The sequence below is a fragment of the Leptolyngbya sp. ST-U4 genome (assembly GCF_039962215.1).
GTDB lineage: Bacteria > Cyanobacteriota > Cyanobacteriia > Elainellales > Elainellaceae > Leptolyngbya_A.
Genome location: NZ_JAMPKZ010000033.1, coordinates 1 through 16,072, shown reverse-complemented (window position 1 = coordinate 16,072; position 16,072 = coordinate 1). Strand labels below are relative to the sequence as shown.

12 protein-coding genes and 6 pseudogenes are annotated in these 16,072 nt (G+C 47.9%); 9 read left to right on the top strand and 9 right to left on the bottom strand.

The window, feature by feature from the left end; translation table 11 throughout:
• The first annotated feature begins 38 nt into the window (after positions 1-38).
• From NDA02_RS24225 to NDA02_RS24195, 7 genes and pseudogenes are all read left to right on the top strand, one after another.
• Complete coding sequence (locus NDA02_RS24225) at positions 39-890, top strand: aldo/keto reductase (RefSeq protein WP_190790483.1); 852 nt, start codon at positions 39-41, stop codon at positions 888-890.
• Between the two features lie 202 nt (positions 891-1,092).
• Positions 1,093-2,710 (top strand): annotated as a pseudogene (locus tag NDA02_RS24220) (Na+/H+ antiporter).
• Positions 2,711-2,809: 99 nt separating this feature from the next.
• On the top strand, positions 2,810-3,586 hold the full coding sequence (locus NDA02_RS24215; protein WP_190790484.1) for an SDR family oxidoreductase: 777 nt from the start codon (positions 2,810-2,812) through the stop codon (positions 3,584-3,586).
• 157 nt (positions 3,587-3,743) lie between these two features.
• Positions 3,744-4,805, top strand: coding sequence for an NAD(P)-dependent alcohol dehydrogenase (locus NDA02_RS24210; protein ID WP_348256088.1), 1,062 nt, complete (start codon positions 3,744-3,746; stop codon positions 4,803-4,805).
• 76 nt (positions 4,806-4,881) lie between these two features.
• Positions 4,882-5,625, top strand: a pseudogene (locus NDA02_RS24205) (SDR family oxidoreductase).
• A gap of 309 nt (positions 5,626-5,934) precedes the next feature.
• Positions 5,935-6,168 carry a tautomerase family protein gene (locus tag NDA02_RS24200; protein ID WP_190792186.1) on the top strand — a complete coding sequence of 78 codons (234 nt, stop codon included), beginning with the start codon at positions 5,935-5,937 and terminating at the stop codon, positions 6,166-6,168.
• Positions 6,169-6,193: 25 nt separating this feature from the next.
• Positions 6,194-6,694: pseudogene (locus NDA02_RS24195) on the top strand (aldo/keto reductase); the annotation flags it as partial.
• 411 nt (positions 6,695-7,105) lie between these two features.
• Here NDA02_RS24195 and NDA02_RS24190 read toward each other — a convergent pair.
• From NDA02_RS24190 to NDA02_RS24165, 6 genes and pseudogenes are all read right to left on the bottom strand, one after another.
• Positions 7,106-7,510: an SDR family oxidoreductase gene (locus NDA02_RS24190; protein WP_199296578.1), complete on the bottom strand. Its 405-nt coding sequence runs from the start codon at positions 7,508-7,510 to the stop codon at positions 7,106-7,108.
• A 17-nt stretch (positions 7,511-7,527) separates the two neighbouring features.
• Complete coding sequence (locus NDA02_RS24185) at positions 7,528-7,881, bottom strand: SDR family NAD(P)-dependent oxidoreductase (RefSeq protein ID WP_199296577.1); 354 nt, start codon at positions 7,879-7,881, stop codon at positions 7,528-7,530.
• Positions 7,882-7,889: 8 nt separating this feature from the next.
• Positions 7,890-8,330, bottom strand: a complete 441-nt coding sequence (locus NDA02_RS24180; RefSeq protein WP_190792185.1) for a hypothetical protein — start codon at positions 8,328-8,330, stop codon at positions 7,890-7,892.
• A gap of 131 nt (positions 8,331-8,461) precedes the next feature.
• On the bottom strand, positions 8,462-9,052 hold the full coding sequence (locus NDA02_RS24175; protein WP_190792184.1) for a nucleotidyltransferase family protein: 591 nt from the start codon (positions 9,050-9,052) through the stop codon (positions 8,462-8,464).
• Complete coding sequence (locus NDA02_RS24170) at positions 9,031-10,149, bottom strand: XdhC/CoxI family protein (protein ID WP_347277880.1); 1,119 nt, start codon at positions 10,147-10,149, stop codon at positions 9,031-9,033. The genes NDA02_RS24175 and NDA02_RS24170 overlap by 22 nt, the downstream gene beginning before the upstream one ends.
• 39 nt (positions 10,150-10,188) lie before the next feature.
• A pseudogene (locus tag NDA02_RS24165) lies at positions 10,189-10,563 on the bottom strand (molybdopterin cofactor-binding domain-containing protein); the annotation flags it as partial.
• Between the two features lie 349 nt (positions 10,564-10,912).
• Here NDA02_RS24165 and NDA02_RS24160 point away from each other — a divergent pair.
• Positions 10,913-11,015 (top strand): annotated as a pseudogene (locus NDA02_RS24160) (peptidase E); the annotation flags it as partial.
• Between the two features lie 65 nt (positions 11,016-11,080).
• On the opposite strand, the gene NDA02_RS24155 reads toward NDA02_RS24160, so the two are convergent.
• Both NDA02_RS24155 and NDA02_RS24150 read right to left on the bottom strand, forming a co-directional pair.
• A complete protein-coding gene (locus NDA02_RS24155) occupies positions 11,081-12,373 on the bottom strand; it encodes a DEAD/DEAH box helicase (RefSeq protein ID WP_348256087.1) in 1,293 nt (430 codons plus the stop codon).
• A 202-nt stretch (positions 12,374-12,575) separates the two neighbouring features.
• Complete coding sequence (locus NDA02_RS24150; protein WP_348256086.1) at positions 12,576-13,964, bottom strand: ISKra4 family transposase; 1,389 nt, start codon at positions 13,962-13,964, stop codon at positions 12,576-12,578.
• Between the two features lie 109 nt (positions 13,965-14,073).
• Here NDA02_RS24150 and NDA02_RS24145 point away from each other — a divergent pair.
• A pseudogene (locus tag NDA02_RS24145) lies at positions 14,074-14,925 on the top strand (hypothetical protein); the annotation flags it as partial.
• A 102-nt stretch (positions 14,926-15,027) separates the two neighbouring features.
• Here NDA02_RS24145 and NDA02_RS24140 read toward each other — a convergent pair.
• Entirely contained in the window at positions 15,028-15,927 is a 900-nt protein-coding gene (locus tag NDA02_RS24140; protein WP_348256085.1) for a hypothetical protein, read from the bottom strand.
• Positions 15,928-16,072 lie beyond the last annotated feature (145 nt).

Genomic DNA, 16,072 nt, shown 5'->3' with positions numbered 1-16,072 from the left:
AGCTCATTTAAGAAAACAGCAAAAATTGGAGAGAAACAATGCAAAAGGTTGTACTGAATAATGGCGTTGAGATGCCCATTTTAGGATTCGGTGTTTTTCAGATCGCTGACCTCGAAGAGTGTCAAAGAAGCGTATATGAAGCCATCTGTGCAGGCTATCGTTTGATTGATACCGCCGCTGCTTATCAAAACGAAGAAGCTGTTGGCACAGCCATTCAAAGAAGTGGTGTACCAAGGGAAGAGATCTTTGTCACTACCAAACTTTGGATTCAGGATACTGGCTACGAAAACACAAAGAAGGCGTTTGAGCGATCGCTCAAGCGATTGCACTTAGATTATCTGGATCTCTATCTGATTCATCAGCCCTATGGCGATGTCTATGGCTCGTGGCGAGCGATGGAAGAACTGTATCAAGAAGGCAAGATTAGAGCCATTGGTGTCAGCAACTTCCAACCCGATCGATTGATGGATATGCTGGTTCATAACGAAGTGATTCCTGCGGTCAATCAGATCGAAACTCATCCATTCAATCAGCAAATTGAAACCCAGAAGTTTTTACAGGAAAACAAGGTGCAGATCGAATCCTGGGGACCGTTTGCTGAAGGCAAGAACAACATTTTCAAAAATGAACTGCTGCTTGCGATCGCTGAGAAATACAAGAAAACTGTTGCTCAAGTGATTCTGCGCTGGCTGACCCAACGAGGAGTCGTTGTGATTCCAAAATCCGTTCGACAGGAAAGAATTGTTGAGAACTTCAACATTTTCGATTTTGAACTCAGCCCTAAAGATATGGATGAGATTATCTCGCTAGACACGAGGGTTACCAGCTTCTTCGACCATCGTGATCCGGAAATGGTGAAACGGTTGAGTACCGTAAAACTTGACATTTAGAATCACTGCGCTCCCGTTTGATCTGGCTCACACGGCGTTTAACAACGAACGATAGCAGGGCTTCTAATTCCCCTTAACTGAGGAATCATGCAAAAACGAAAACTTGGAAATAGCAGTTTAGAAATTTCGACGATCGGGTCTACACCAAAGAATAACCGCATATCATGTCCGTAAACCTTCACTTCTCTGCAAAATTCGTTTCATGCAAGGCATTTTCATTCAATATGTTTGCCTCATCCTGATCATTCTTGGACTGGTCATGATCGCTGATAAACTGCGACTGGCTTACCCGATCGTGCTCGTATTGGGCGGGCTCGCGCTAAGTTTCATCGCTCCGTTTTCAAATATCACCATCAACCCGGAACTGGTTTTCCTGATTTTTCTTCCACCCCTGCTCTATGAAGCGGCATGGCAAGTCTCGTGGAAAGAATTCTGGAAATGGCGAGGGCTAATCATCGGGTTTGCGTTTCCGATCGTCATCTTAACGTCATGCGTGATCGCAGTGGTCTCCAGTGCGTTGATTCCCGGTTTTACGTTAGCGCTGGGCTTTCTTTTGGGTGGCATTATCTCACCGCCTGATGCTGTTTCCGCAACGACGATCATGCAGCGGGTCAACGTGCCGAAATCGCTGGTGAGCATTGTCGAAGGCGAAAGCTTGCTCAACGATGCCTCGTCGCTGATTGTGTTTCGCTTTGCGTTGGCGGCAGTCCTCACCGGACAGTTCCATTTTCAAGAGGCAGCCGTCAACTTCGTTCTCGTTATTTTAATGGGAATCTTGATCGGACTCATTGTCGGGTTGATTTTCTACGGCATTCGCCGTTTATTGCCCACAACATCCAGCATCGAGATTGTTTTAACACTAGTCGCACCCTACTGCATGTATTATTTTGCCGAACACTTTAATGTTTCGGGCGTGCTAGCGGTCGTCAGTGGTGGACTGTTCTTATCCAGCAAGCGCAATAGCCTGCTGAGTTACCGGAGCCGGGTTGAAGGCTTAAATGTATGGACGAATCTGGTCTTGTCTTAAACGGGTTGATTTTTTTGCTCATCGGACTCGAATTGCCGTTTGTCACTCGGCAGCCCGGAGAGATTAGTTTCGGCAGTGCCGTTTGGTACGGCTTGATCATCACTTTCGTACTGATCGTCACCAGGCTGCTTTGCACCTTTGGAACGTCGGTTTTGATGAGAGTCATGAGCCGTTTTATCACGGTGTCAGACCCGAATCCGGGATGGCAAGGTCCCCTGATTTTCGGCTGGACAGGAATGCGCGGCGTGGTATCGCTGGCATCTGCACTTTCCGTCCCGATCCTCACTCAAGCAGGACAACCGTTTCCCTATCGTGACCTCATTCTCTTTATCACGTTTGTCGTTATTCTAATCACCCTGGTTTTTCAAGGATTAACGCTTCCCTGGCTGGTCCACAAAGTAAACCCAAGGATAGGTTTACTCTCATCCCTGAACAAAAGCAGGAAATTATCATTCAAAAGAAATTAGCGCTGGCTTCGCTTCGCTTCCTGGAAGAAAAATATAGTGGAGAGCGCGCACGAAACGAACATTTGGATAATTTGTTCTCGAAGCTCGAAATCGATCTGAAGTTTTTCGATCGCCAACTCGAAGAATCAAATTTTGTCTGGCAAAACTCACTAAAAGGCTATCAATCCATTTACCTGGAAGTGCTGGAGCAACGACGAAATCTCTTGAACAAAATGAATCGCCGTGCCGAGTTTGACGAAGAGTTGATCAGAAAGTATCTCTTGTTGACCGACGTGGAAGAATTCAAAGTTCGGGAGATCGGTTTACAGGAATCCGATGCCGAGTAAGGAGAAATAATGAGCAACAACACCAAAGAAAAAGCCGTTATTACAGGCGCGAGGAGCAGGTTAGGTGATTGTTAGGTGAAAAATTAAAGGAGAAAAATAATGACGACGAACAAGAATGGAAACTTCACAGGAAAAGTTGCGTTTGTTACCGGAGCAGCAAGTGGCATTGGTCGCGAGGCGGCGCTGGCGTTTGCTCGTGAAGGTGCTAAGGTCGTAGCTGCTGACATTTCAGAACAGGGTAATCAAGAAATGGTACGCCTGATCGAAGACCAGGGTGGACAGGCAATTGCTGTCCAGTGCGACGTAACACGAAGCGAGGACGTAAAGGCGGCTCTGGACAAAACCGTTGAGGCTTTCGGGCGGCTGGACTTCGCCTTTAACAATGCAGGCATTGAGCCGAGAAATCCGGCTCCGACTGCGGAATACGAGGAAGAGGAGTGGAATCGGATCATCGACATCAACCTGCGCGGTGTTTTCCTGTGCATGAAGCACGAGATCCCGCTGATCCTTAAACAGGGCGGTGGCGCGATCGTCAACACCTCATCGGGGGCAGGAATCATTGGCATCAAGGGCAGTCCCGCGTACACTGCCGCGAAGCATGGGGTGATTGGTCTCACCAAGGCGGCAGCCCTCGACTACGCCGCGCAGAACATCCACATCAACGCCGTCTGTCCCGGCTACATCGATACCCCCATGATGGGTCGCTTCACGGGCGGCACAAACGAAGGGCGAGCGCAGGTCATTGCGGAGGAGCCGATTGGCCGGATGGGCAAGCCTGAGGAGATTGCTGCGGCAGTGGTTTGGCTATGTTCGGATGCGGCTGCCTTCATGGTTGGACACGCGATGGTCATCGACGGTGGTCAAACGGTGCAGTAATGGCCGCCAACCCGATCGACCCTTAACCGCATGACAAAAAACATTGTCACCATTCACCACCGCTAACGGCATGACTCAGATCGCCCCGCAGGCGGTACTCGAAGTCAGCGATGAACAGTACCATATACCAAAAATAAACAACTAGGAGCATTGATTCATGTACAACACCAAAGCTTACTCCGCTGCCAGTGCCGCATCGCCATTAGCCTCCGACACGATTGCACGGCGCGATCCCACCGAACAGGACGTACAAATTGAAATTCTCTTCTGCGGCATCTGTCACTCCGATGTTCATTCAGTGCGGGACGAGTGGAGCGATTTTATGTCCACGACTTATCCGATCGTTCCGGGGCATGAGATTGTCGGACGGGTCACTGAGGTTGGCTCGGCAGTCACTAAATTCAAGTCCGGTGATGTCGTGGGAGTTGGCTGTATGGTCGATTCAGATGGGCACTGTCCCAATTGCAAGGCTGGCTTTGAGCAGTTTTGCCAAAATGCAATCTTCACCTACAACTCTCCAGACAAGCACAAGACTGCTCCAGTTACCTATGGTGGCTATTCCAATAGCATTGTTGTTGATCAACGCTTTGTGCTGCACGTTCCTGACAACCTTGAGCTGGCTGGAGTTGCGCCGCTCCTGTGTGCAGGCATCACCACGTATTCGCCACTCCGTCATTGGGGCGTCACAGAGGGTAAGAAAGCCGGCGTGGTCGGTCTGGGCGGCTTGGGACACATGGGTGTGAAGCTGGCTCATGCGATGGGAGCGCACGTTGTTGTCTTCACCACGTCCCCCGACAAGAAAGAAGACGCGTTGCGCCTCGGTGCCGATGAAGTGGTCGTTTCCCGCAATGCTGACGAGATGCAGAAACACGCTGGCAGCTTCGATTTCATTCTCGATACTGTCTCTGCCAAACACGACATCAACGCCTATCTCAACCTGCTCCGGCTCGACGGCAACATTACTCTGGTTGGCGCACCAGAAAAGCCACTGGATGTCGCCGCATTCAGCCTGATCATGGGTCGCCGTAGTCTTTCTGGCTCTATGATCGGTGGCATCGCCGAAACCCAGGAAATGCTCGACTTTTGCGGTGAACACAATATTACTGCCGATATCGAAGTCATCCCGATCCAGAAAGTCAACGAAGCCTACGATCGCCTGCTCAAGTCTGATGTGAAGTACCGCTTTGTCATTGATATGGCATCGCTTAAATCGGAATAAACGAGGTGAAACCTCGGCTGATTGATGAGTCTATTAGGTAGAACTCAATAGTGACTCAACAAAGAGAGGAAATAGGATGATTAAAGACAAAGTTGTGATTATTACCGGTGCATCTTCAGGGATTGGTGAAGCAACTGCAAAATTGCTTGCAAGCAAAGGCGCGAAAGTTGTACTGGGCGCATGACGCGGGAATCAACTGAGACAACTCGTTGATGAAATTCAAAAAGTTGGCGGACAAGCCGTTTATCAAGTGATGGATGTGGTGAACCCATCGGATAACGCGGCGATCGTTGAGCTTGCCCAAGAAACATTTGGTCGTGTCGATGTGATTTTCTTGAACGCGGGCATCATGCCCACTGCTCCATTTTCTGCATTGAAAACGGAGGAATGGAATCAAACGGTGGATGTCAATATTAAGGGTGTCCTCAAGGGTGTCGCTGCGGTGTTACCAACGTTTGTTAGCCAAAAATCTGGGCATGTGATCACAACGTCATCGGTGGCTGGATTAAAAGCTTATCCAGGGGGTGCGATCTACGGTGGAACGAAATGGTTTGTCCGCGATTTCATAGAAGTTCTCCCTATGGAGTCTGCCTAGGAAGGGACTAACATTCGGACTGCGGCCCTTTATCCCGCGGCAATTAACACGGAGTTGTTAGGTCAGATTACTGACCAGGATGCGGCTGAAAAAATGACCAAGCTGTATGAGCAATATGGCATCTCACCCGATCGCGTTGCCAATGTTATAGCGTTTGCGATTGACCAGCCAGAAGACACCAACGTAAATGAATTTACGATTGGTCCAACTACGCAGCCTTGGTAAGGAGAGAGTTAGTGGTTAGGCTGAGGGCGATCGCATTTTGATGGGGCAATCACACAAAAGCACAAATTTGACGATAGCAATAGCGACTTGCAGAGGAAGTAAGCGTGGATGCTACTCGTTTGGAGGCAATTTAGCGACAGTGTTTTTGCAATTGCATCATCCTTCTGATAGCCGCCGCCCGATATGGTGTAGTGATGATTGTCGCTACATACCGTTACTTCAGTGAAAGCAACAAATGGTTATAGTCCATGACCTTCGCACCTAATGGCTTTAAACTTTGTTCAGCAAAGGACTGAAGGAGAAAAAACAATGCCTCATATCAGTATCAAGCTTTATCCTGGCAGGTCGGAACAGCAGAAAGTTCGGGTTGTCGAGCAAATCGTGAAAGACGCTATGTCAATTCTGGAAAGCAGCGAAGACTCGATTTCGGTAGCGATTGAAGAAATCAATCCAGAGGATTGGGTAGAGAAAGTCTGTAAACCAGACATTGTGAATAACCCAGAAAAGCTCTACAAAAAGCCAGGATATAACCCACTTAAATAGCAATAGACGGCTTCGACTTTTAACTGCCCACGTGGTTCAGTCAGTCACCACACTCCAGAGCGAATACTCGCTGTGGTGGAGACAACCTGAAGCAGAAGTGATCCCAACCCTTGAGGAACTTGGCATCGGATTTGTCCCCTACAGTCCACTAGGAAGGGGCTTTCTTACAGGCAAAATCGACGCAAGCACAACCTTCGACAGTTCCGACTTCCGGAGTGGTCTGCCTCGCTTTACACCAGAGGCACTGAAAGCAAATCAAGCCTTGATCGATCTACTGGACAGCATTGCAGAACAAAAACAGGTAACACCTGCCCAAATTGCACTTGCCTGGTTACTGGCTCAGAAGCCGTGGATTGTGCCAATTCCGGGCACTACAAAACTGCATCGCTTGGACGAAAACATCGGGGCGATCTCCGTCGAACTCACGCCCCAAGATTTGCAAAGCATCAACGATGCTGCCGCCAAAATTACTGTGCAAGGAGCGCGTTACCCCGAAAAGTTGGAGCAACTGACAGGTCGGTTGTGACTGAGCAGATTATATTGCGCAATTTGCAAATGGCTTGCGCTTTATCGTGAAGCCTAAAATCCTTACATAGTAGCAACTTTAGCTTTTTTAGAACTTTTACATCTACATCAATCCTAAGAGCAAATGACCTGCGCAAAATTATTCTCTGGAATCTGGAATAATTCCTCAAGCGAAAATTGCCCTTGTTGGACGCTTGCAAATGAGTTGCGCAAAATTTCAGCCGCTGAAGATATTGATGTAAAGGAGTTTCAGGCTTCGTTAAATCTGCGATCGCCAGTAATCATGCAAACAGTCTTATGCCTCTGAAAATTGTCCCTCTAAATCGCTTGCAAATGAGTTGCGTAAAATTTGTAGACACTGAAAGCCTTACAAATAAAGCTATTTAGGACATGCATAGCTAGGATAATTCCCCTATACAGTCAACCCACCATCAATGACGATCGCCTGACCCACAATGTAGGATGCTTGAGTTGAAGATAACCAGAGAATGGCAGCAGCAATTTCCTCAGGTTGGGCAAATCGACCGATGGGAATGGAATCGGCTAATTTTTGCATAGACTGCGATCGCTGTTCTGGTGACAACTCTGCCCAACGACGCTCTAGTCGTGGAGTATGCACTAACCCAGGACAAACGGTGTTAATGCGAATGCCCTGACGAATATATTCCAATGCAGTTGAGCGTGTGAGTCCGACTACGCCATGCTTGCTCGCGGTGTATAGAGAACCAATTGGTGTACCGCTTAATCCGTTTACAGAGGCTACATTGACGATCGTGCCATTTCTCTGTTGTACCATTTGCTGAAGCTGGTATTTCATACACAGCCACACGCCCTTCAAATTAACAGCAGGCTATAGTCTGCTTCGGATTCCGTTAGTTCGGCAGTCGGAGTCAGTGGTACGTTGGCAGCAGCGTTGTTAACAGCGTGATCGATGCGACCATACGCTTGAATCGTTTTTGTTGTCAGTGCTTCAATGTCGGCAGGGTCCGCCATATCCGCCTGTATATACAACGCCTTACCTCCAGATTGGTTGATCTCTGTCTGTAATGCCATACCTGCCTCGACTCCACGAGATGCAAAAACGACAGATGCACCCTGCTTGACAAACGCTAATACAGTCGATCGCCCAATGCCTGAGCTACCGCCTGTCACTAGAACAACGCGATCTTCAAAAGTTGGTAAATTCATAGATCACTTCAAAAAATTTCTTCATGGAGCCATGCTTCAGCTTCGGAAAGCTGGCAAAAGAAGCGTTCATTCGATCGCCCAAGATTTTGATTGTAGAGTGCCATTTTGTTGCAATCATGATGAACGTGAGCGGCTGCAATACAACGGGCGCGATCGGGATTCGGAGGAATGGTATTTTGAACTTCAAAGAGCCGAAAAAATCCAACTTCAAAACCATGTTTTGCTAAAAATGTGGGTATGACGATTCGCTGCTGTTGGTGAACTACTTTGTCCTGCTCACTCACTTCGTAACCTTGAATGTCAATCAGCATCGTAAAGTTGAGGTGTTTAGGAATCTGACGGCTCACTTGCTCCAGGCTTCGCTCCCATGCTTCAACCTGCTCCTGATGCAGTCTGCCTGAAATGCGAGTGCGGAGAATTTGTTTGGTGGAGTCCCAAGTTGTGTGCATTATTTCAGCCATCCTTTCCAAATTCCAGATATGTTGAGCGATACGATGTAGTGCTCCCGCTGAGGTAATTCCTCATTGAGCTTCATCCATAATGCTGCAACCCTATTTTCTTGAAATCCCCCAGTAGGGTTCTAAGCGAGTGATGAAAGAATTTTCAGGTCTTGAGGGACATCTAAATCAATGGCTCCTTCCACGAACGGAATGCTTAAAACGCGGGAGCGATACTGGCGGATGATGAACTTAGCCCCCACATCTCCTTGAAGCGTCTTAAGTTCTAGAAATAACGCTTTATGAAATAGGGCTGGAATACCCAAAATTTCCCCATACTCAGAAGCCACGATCGGGACATTTGTCGTCCGGTGCTTATTAATCAATTGGTGAATTAAGTCGGAAGAAACAAATGGTTGATCACAGACCATGAGAACGATCGCATCTAGTTTAGGGGCGATCGCCACCATCTCCAACCCATACCGAATTGAACTTGCTATTCCTGATTCCCATTGTTCGTTGTAAATAATTTGGATGTCCAGATTTGCTAGGTGTGGAACAATTGTCTCGGCATATGCTCCCAAAACTATCCCAATAGGCTGGCAACCAGTCTGAATCGCCACCTCTGCCATTTGTCGAATCAATGGCTTGCCTTTGTAGGCTAGAAGTTGTTTCGGTTGCCCTAAACGGTTAGAGGCTCCGGCAGCAAGAATCAGGATACCAACTCTAGACATGGCAGTTCTGGAGAAGAATGGATGGAACCCACGCGATCGCGCAGATGACGACCAGAACGCTCACTCAGTACCGCTTGAATTTCCGCCACAATGGAGAGGGCGATTTCTTCAGGTGTTTCGGCTCCGATGTCTAATCCGATTGGGTTATAAAGTTGCTGCATATGTTCGGAACTTGGGTTAACACCGTGTTCAGCCAAGTCTTCCCATAATTTTTGCATTCGCCGCTTCGGACCTAATATTCCTAAATAGCGGAGTTGAGCTGGAATTAGAGTTTTGAGAAACGCCAGATCAGTGAGATACCGATGAGTCATCACAATCGCGATGGTTTGAGGCGTTAGCAGATGATGATAGGCATTCGGCGGATCTGGGATGCAATAGAGGAGTTGATCGGCAAGGGGAAAGCGATCGTGGGTCAGTTGTTCGGGGCGATGATCAATTACTGTAACGTGCCAGCCTAATTGTTTCGCAAACTGCACTACGGGAATCGCGTCATATCCAGCCCCAAAGATCAACAATGGAACAGGTGGATGAATCACTTCTATCAATACATCAATTCGTCCAGTAGATAGAGCGTAGGACTGTACACAAGATTGTTGTTCAATGAGTGATTTTTGCACATCAGTTGCAATTCTTTGAGTAACATCTAAATTGGTTATTTGGTTGATAACTGGAGCATTAAACTTCATCATTAACCGATCGCCCACTTTGACATCTGGCACGTTATCGATAGAAAAGATTGTGGCGATCGCGCCCATTTGTTGCATCATCAAACAATCTTCTACGAATAACATTTGACTGATTACAGCACCGTTCAATGATTCGAGCAAAACATCCACAATGCCATTGCACCCTAAACCAAACCCAAACAAAATGTCATCATTGGAAGTAGTGTCGTATCGTACCAGGATAGGATCACTGTCAGTGGAGAAGAGGGAGCGCGATCGTTCTAAGATATCTGCTTCCAGGCAGCTACCACTGATGGCACTGGTCATCTCACCGTCCTCAGTCAGCAGCATTCGGGCACCCGGTCTGCGGTAAACTGAACCGCTTGTTCGTACAACAGTTGCCAGAACTGCGCGTTTTCCATTGTTTTGAATCTGTTCAAATGCTTGTAGGATTCGCTGTAATTCATAGGACTACGCCATCAACTTGTCAGGAGTGATTGGTAAATTGCGGAATCGTTTGCCTGTTGCGTGGTAAATTGCATTCGCAACAGCCGCAGCAACTCCGGTAATGCCCACCTCACCAACTCCCCGCACACCCAGGGGATTAAACGTCAAATCTGGTTGCCCTACAAAGGCTACGTCAATGCGAGGAATATCGGCATAAGCAGGATAGTGGTACGTTGCCAGGTCATACGCCACGGGATAACCTGTGTTGGGATCAATCCGGCATTCTTCCATCAATGCTTCTCCAATGTCCATGATCACGCTGCCTCGCACTTGGCTGGCTGCAGCTTTGGCATTCATGACCCGTCCAATGTCCATCACTGAAACCCAACGGGTGACTTGCTACTGGCAGCGCCACCCGGTTGCGCTGAGCAATTTTATAAATGGTTTCTGCATCTGCCGTGCCAATTAGATGAGTATGAATTTCAACCTTTGGCATCTCGCACAGGAGTTTGGACATCTGGTTCATTTCACAATTTGCCCCCATAATTTTCCCAATCCGTATGCCCTAGAAACGGCTTGGCACAATCCTTACATAAATAGCATTGCTTGCTGTAGCGATGCCTGTTCTTCGACAAGCGGAAAGACTGGGAACTGAAAGATCGGCAATTGTAGCAATTGAGGTAAGAGCCAAATGTCTGCGTCTCTTGTGGAGAGGCATATTGTGGCAATGGGTGGCGATGGTTTCTCAATGGAACCCGATAATCCTCTTCTGGATCAATACATTTCTTGGACTCGTGGATAAGCCACAGCCCAAAGTTTGTTTTCTACCAACGGCGGGTGGAGACAGCGATCGTGCCTAATCAATCCACTGCTACTGCAAATACTCCAATACAACCATTCCCTCGAGATGGGTACCTTAAACTGGGCGAGGCTGTTTACGTGAGCGATTTCCAGTAGCAGTGGAATTTTTTCCACGGTAAGGAGATGAAGCAGAATGAGTTTGGCGCTGTCCACCTCGACGTTTTTTAGATCGCTGTTGGTCAGGTTGCCCTTTTGCCTGTAACTGAGAAGAAGCCGTTGGCTCGTATCCCAGAATGACATCTGTTGTTAGTTTGCGCTTTAATAGCTGCTCAATCCCTTGCAAAAGGGAGTTTTCATCTTTAGAGACCAGAGAAATTGCCCGTCCGGCATGACCCGCGCGCCCCGTCCGACCAATCCGATGCACGTAGTCTTCAGGCACGTTCGGTAGTTCAAAGTTCACCACGTGAGGCAGTTGATCAATGTCTAACCCCCGGGAGGCGACATCGGTGGCAACGAGGACGCGCACCTTCCCTTGTTTAAAGTCATTCAGAGCACGAGTACGGGCAGACTGGGTTTTATTGCCATGAATCGCAGTCGCTTTCAGCCCATCTTGAGCCAGTTGCTCCGCCAATCGGTTCGCCCCGTGTTTGGTGCGGGTAAAGACCAAAACCTGTTTCCAATTATTAAAGCCAATCAGATGAGACAGTAATTCTCGCTTACGATCGCGATCCACTGGATGCACAATCTGTTCAACTTGTTCTGCCGCTGTGTTGCGAGGGGCGACTTCAATCTGAACTGGCTGATTGAGCAATGTGTCAGCCAGTTGCCGGATCGCGGGCGAAAAGGTGGCAGAAAACATTAACGTCTGTCGAGAAACGGGTAATTTTGCCAGAATTTTGCGAATGTCGTGGATGAATCCCATATCTAACATGCGATCGCACTCATCCAGCACTACGATTTCAATCTGGGACAGATCAATGGTTTTCTGCGCCAGGTGATCCAATAATCGTCCGGGAGTTGCGACTACAATATCCACGCCCCGTTTCAACGCTTGCACTTGCGGCACAAAGCCAACACCCCCATAAACGATCGCTGACTTAAGAGTCAGATATTTGCCATAGGTTGTGACGCTATCACCGACTTGGGCTGATAGTTCACGGGTTGGGGTCAGGATGAGAGCACGCGGGTGGCGATAACTTTTTTCGGGGGATGAAAGGTTGAGGCGTTGTAGTAATGGCAGCGTAAAGCTGGCGGTTTTACCCGTTCCTGTCTGGGCACTGGCAAAAATATCGTGTCCCTGCAAAATCGCCGGGATTGTCTGCTGCTGGATCGGTGTTGCTGTGGTGTAGCCTTCATCATTAACAGCACGCAGCAATTCGGTCGAAAGACCGAGGGTATGAAATGTCATAGATTAGATCGCTCCTGGTTGTGCCCCTATCCCCAATAGAATGCTGGGACCAGCCTAAGAGCAATAGTTAGTTGTTTTTATGGATGCCTCGAATAAACAAGTTCCAATACGCAATAACAGACCGGACGTAAATTGCGAAACTTAATCTTAGCATATAGCAGTCCTAAATCGTTTGTGTAGTCAAGAGGCTTTGTGGGCGCACCTAGCGGTTGGGGGAGTAGAGATGGAGGGTTAAAGGGTGGTCTGCGAACAGGGGATCAAAACGCCCATTGACCCAAGCTAGACGCAAGTGCAACAAGTGATTAAATCCTGCCTCACTCCAACGCATTCCAGTTCCCTTAAAGCGTTGCTCAATCAGCCACTTGCAAGCACTCTCGACCATGCCTGAACCAATGGGAAATCCTTGTTTTTTGAACTGTCGATATTGCAGATGAGGTAGATGTTTGCTGAGATATTGCTGCACTCGCTTCAACACTGGTTTGGCTGAAGCAGGCGTGGACGGATACTTCAATAAACGTCCCAGTTCTTGAACAATCCGATGTACATATCCATGACGTAATGAATGGCGCAATCGCTCAAACCATTGCCCAGGAGTGCGAGTCGGGAGCGTATCGTCATAAGCTTCGGCAGCTTCCCACAACTGCTGAGCAGCATGATAGAAATCCAAAATACCGATAGCGATGCTGGCAAAGTGTTGCTCAAATAATCGCCGAAATCCGCGTGCTCCATCAGAAATCCAAACCACTTGAGGGGCAGTGGTGATGCCTTGATGCAAGGCTTCTAGCTGAAGTCGTGCTTGCAGGGCAGCGATGTCGCCCAGCACTGCCACTAGTCGTCGTTGCTCCAGTCGAGTCTTGGTTTGAGCACTTCGAGTCTGAACGGAGCGAAGTCGAGCAAGCAGAGCGATCTTGACTTCTTGAAAGCGGATCTTGCCCTTGGGCGTTCCTGCTTGAGCGCGAAACGGCACACTGACACCATCAGCAGCAATTACCAAAGGCAAGTCCACGAACATCGGGTCAATCGATTCTTGGGCAGGTTCAATGCCTTTGTCCAACGATATCAATTCCCCTTCTAGTTGCTGGATGGCTTGTCGTCCAAACTGCTGCACCCACTGCCAAACAGTGTCATCGCTAATACGAATGCCACACAACTGTGACAGCAGTTGCACGGCTAACTCAAACGGTAGAAATACAGCCAAAAGACAACCTAGACGCACCAGTTCAACCGACGTTTGCTGATACGGGACAATCCCAAGTACGGCATCAAATGGCGCATCATGACTGCCAGCACAACGATGTGGGCACCGTCCAACCCGTCGTCGCCATTCAACCCATCCCACTAACGTCAGCATCCGACGACTCACAAACCCCTTACTCTCCAAACGACTGCCACACTGATGACAATTGCCCCAAAGCTGAGGTAATTGGGCGCGTTCATTGAGGTGATGGTTCACTAATGCTTGGGCAAACCACAGCCCGATTTGCCAAGCCGCTAAGACCAGACTGGCAAGCGTGACGCTCCTTTGCAGGTTTTCATACAGCTGTTGCAACTCAAGGGCATCGAGTTCCACGATGTGTTTTAGCGTTAGCATAGAAGGAGATTTTTATTGTTTGGGGTGCGTCTACTCGGCGCACCTTTTTTGTTTCCTCTTCCATTCTCGCTAATTCTATTTCGAGTCCCCCAACTGCCGGATGTGCCCGATCGCCATTGGTGCAATCAAGCAACTGACTCCAACGGTGCTGGTGGCGTTAATCAACAGCATGACTCCGCAGGAAGTGATCAACAGCCTCAAGTCACTCAAGGCAAGAGGGGCAATGGATCACCCAGAGGTGAAGGCGTTGATTGATGGCAAGCTGGACGAGGCATCGAAGAGTGCGTGGGTTGCGGCATTCAAAGCTCAAGTTGCAGCCGATGCAGCGGATCTCGATGACGATACCCTAGCCCGGTTAGAGAAGGTGACCAACGAGCAGGTGAAGCGGCGTGGTGTGATTACCCGTCCGACTGCTTTGCTCGTGGATAAGTCGGGGTCGATGGAGAATGCGATCGAGTTAGGGAAGCGACTGGCTGCCCTGATCTCTGGCATTACTCAAGCAGACCTATTTGTCTACGCCTTCGACAACATTCCCTATCCTGTCACGGCACAGGGCAAGGAGTTGACCGACTGGGAGCGGGCCTTCCAGCACATCAAGGCAGGGGGCGGTACGAGCATCGGTGCGCCGCTGGAAGCCATGCGGAAGAAGCGGCAGATCGTTGACCAGATCATTGTCGTTACAGACGAAGGTGAGAATGCGGCTCCCTACTTCGGTGAGGTTTACAAGACCTACTGCCGGGAGTTGGCGGTGATGCCAAACGTGGTGATTGTCCGCGTAGGTGGTTACTGCAACTGGCTGGAGAGCCAACTGAAGGGACAGCAGGCACCTGTAGAAACGTTTACCTTCGCGGGAGACTACTACAGCTTGCCGAACCTTGTACCGCTGTTGACGCGCTCTTCTCGTCTGGATCTGCTGATGGAGATTCTGGACACACCGCTGCCCGTGCGATCGGATAAGTAGTCTCAAATCATAGGTGCATTGTTTATTACTAATGCACCTAATAAAATCTATAATTTACTTTAAATTTCTGTTAGATTGAAGAACTCAACCTACTGATATTCTTCACTGCTTACTAAAATCAATTCCTGCTTTTATAGCTTTTCCCTTGAGGTAGTTAATGAAAGCAGAGCAAGATACAAGCATAAACTTAGCATCTTCAAAATCAAGATTGGATTCGTCTAGTAAGGCATGGCGTATACCATTTGCATCGTTTGTATAACCATACAGCTGGCTGAAAGCTCCGCCTAAGGCAGGATGCAAATCAACCTTCTGTTCTTTTCCTATTGCCTTTAGAGCTTTCCCCAATGTTGCTTTATTGTCATCAGAGATCAGACAGCAGATTGATTCCACAGCACTAATAGATTCTTTTATAGAATTTCTATAGTCGGGATTTTCTTTATTTGATAAGCAAATCACCGCCGTTTTGATATGATTTGATACTGGAATAAATCTGTCCTCGCTTGTTAAAGCTTCTTCTATTATCTTGATCTCTGTTTCTGAGGTTATCGGTGTAATTGTAGAGCCAACAAAACGATAGCCGGAAAACTCGCGTTCAAGTACAAAATTGCAGAGATGGATAAAGCTTTCCAATGTAGAATGATTTGTATAACTTCTTGCAATGAACTCCAAGAAGTCGTATACCTCAAACCACTGATACTGAAAAAACTTTTTCTTCATAAACCTATAGTCAAATTCCCAAAATCCCGACAACTCATCAAATGTTTTCTTGAAATGAGAAAACCATAAATTTTTAACCAAAAACCTTACGTTGTCTCTTTCAACATGATGATAATTGTTTGATTCTTTTTCATCGTAATCTATTTGAGAATACCCTTCCAGCTTCTTCCAGAAGGATAGAACCAAAACATTCCACAGACTGTTACGCAAATCATCATCCATTGACTCAATTTGCATAATATCTTTTCTAGGTATAAACCCAAATCTTTGAGAGAATGTATCCATACTTTACTTTCTACTAAGGCTACACCATGAGCTATAGCTTTACGCGATTAGGTTAGAACGCTAGGCTAGGGGAAAACCAGCGTCTAGAAGTGCCTATGCCTTCCCCTTATGGTGACGACCTGCGTCGCAAAGCAATTAATGCCGT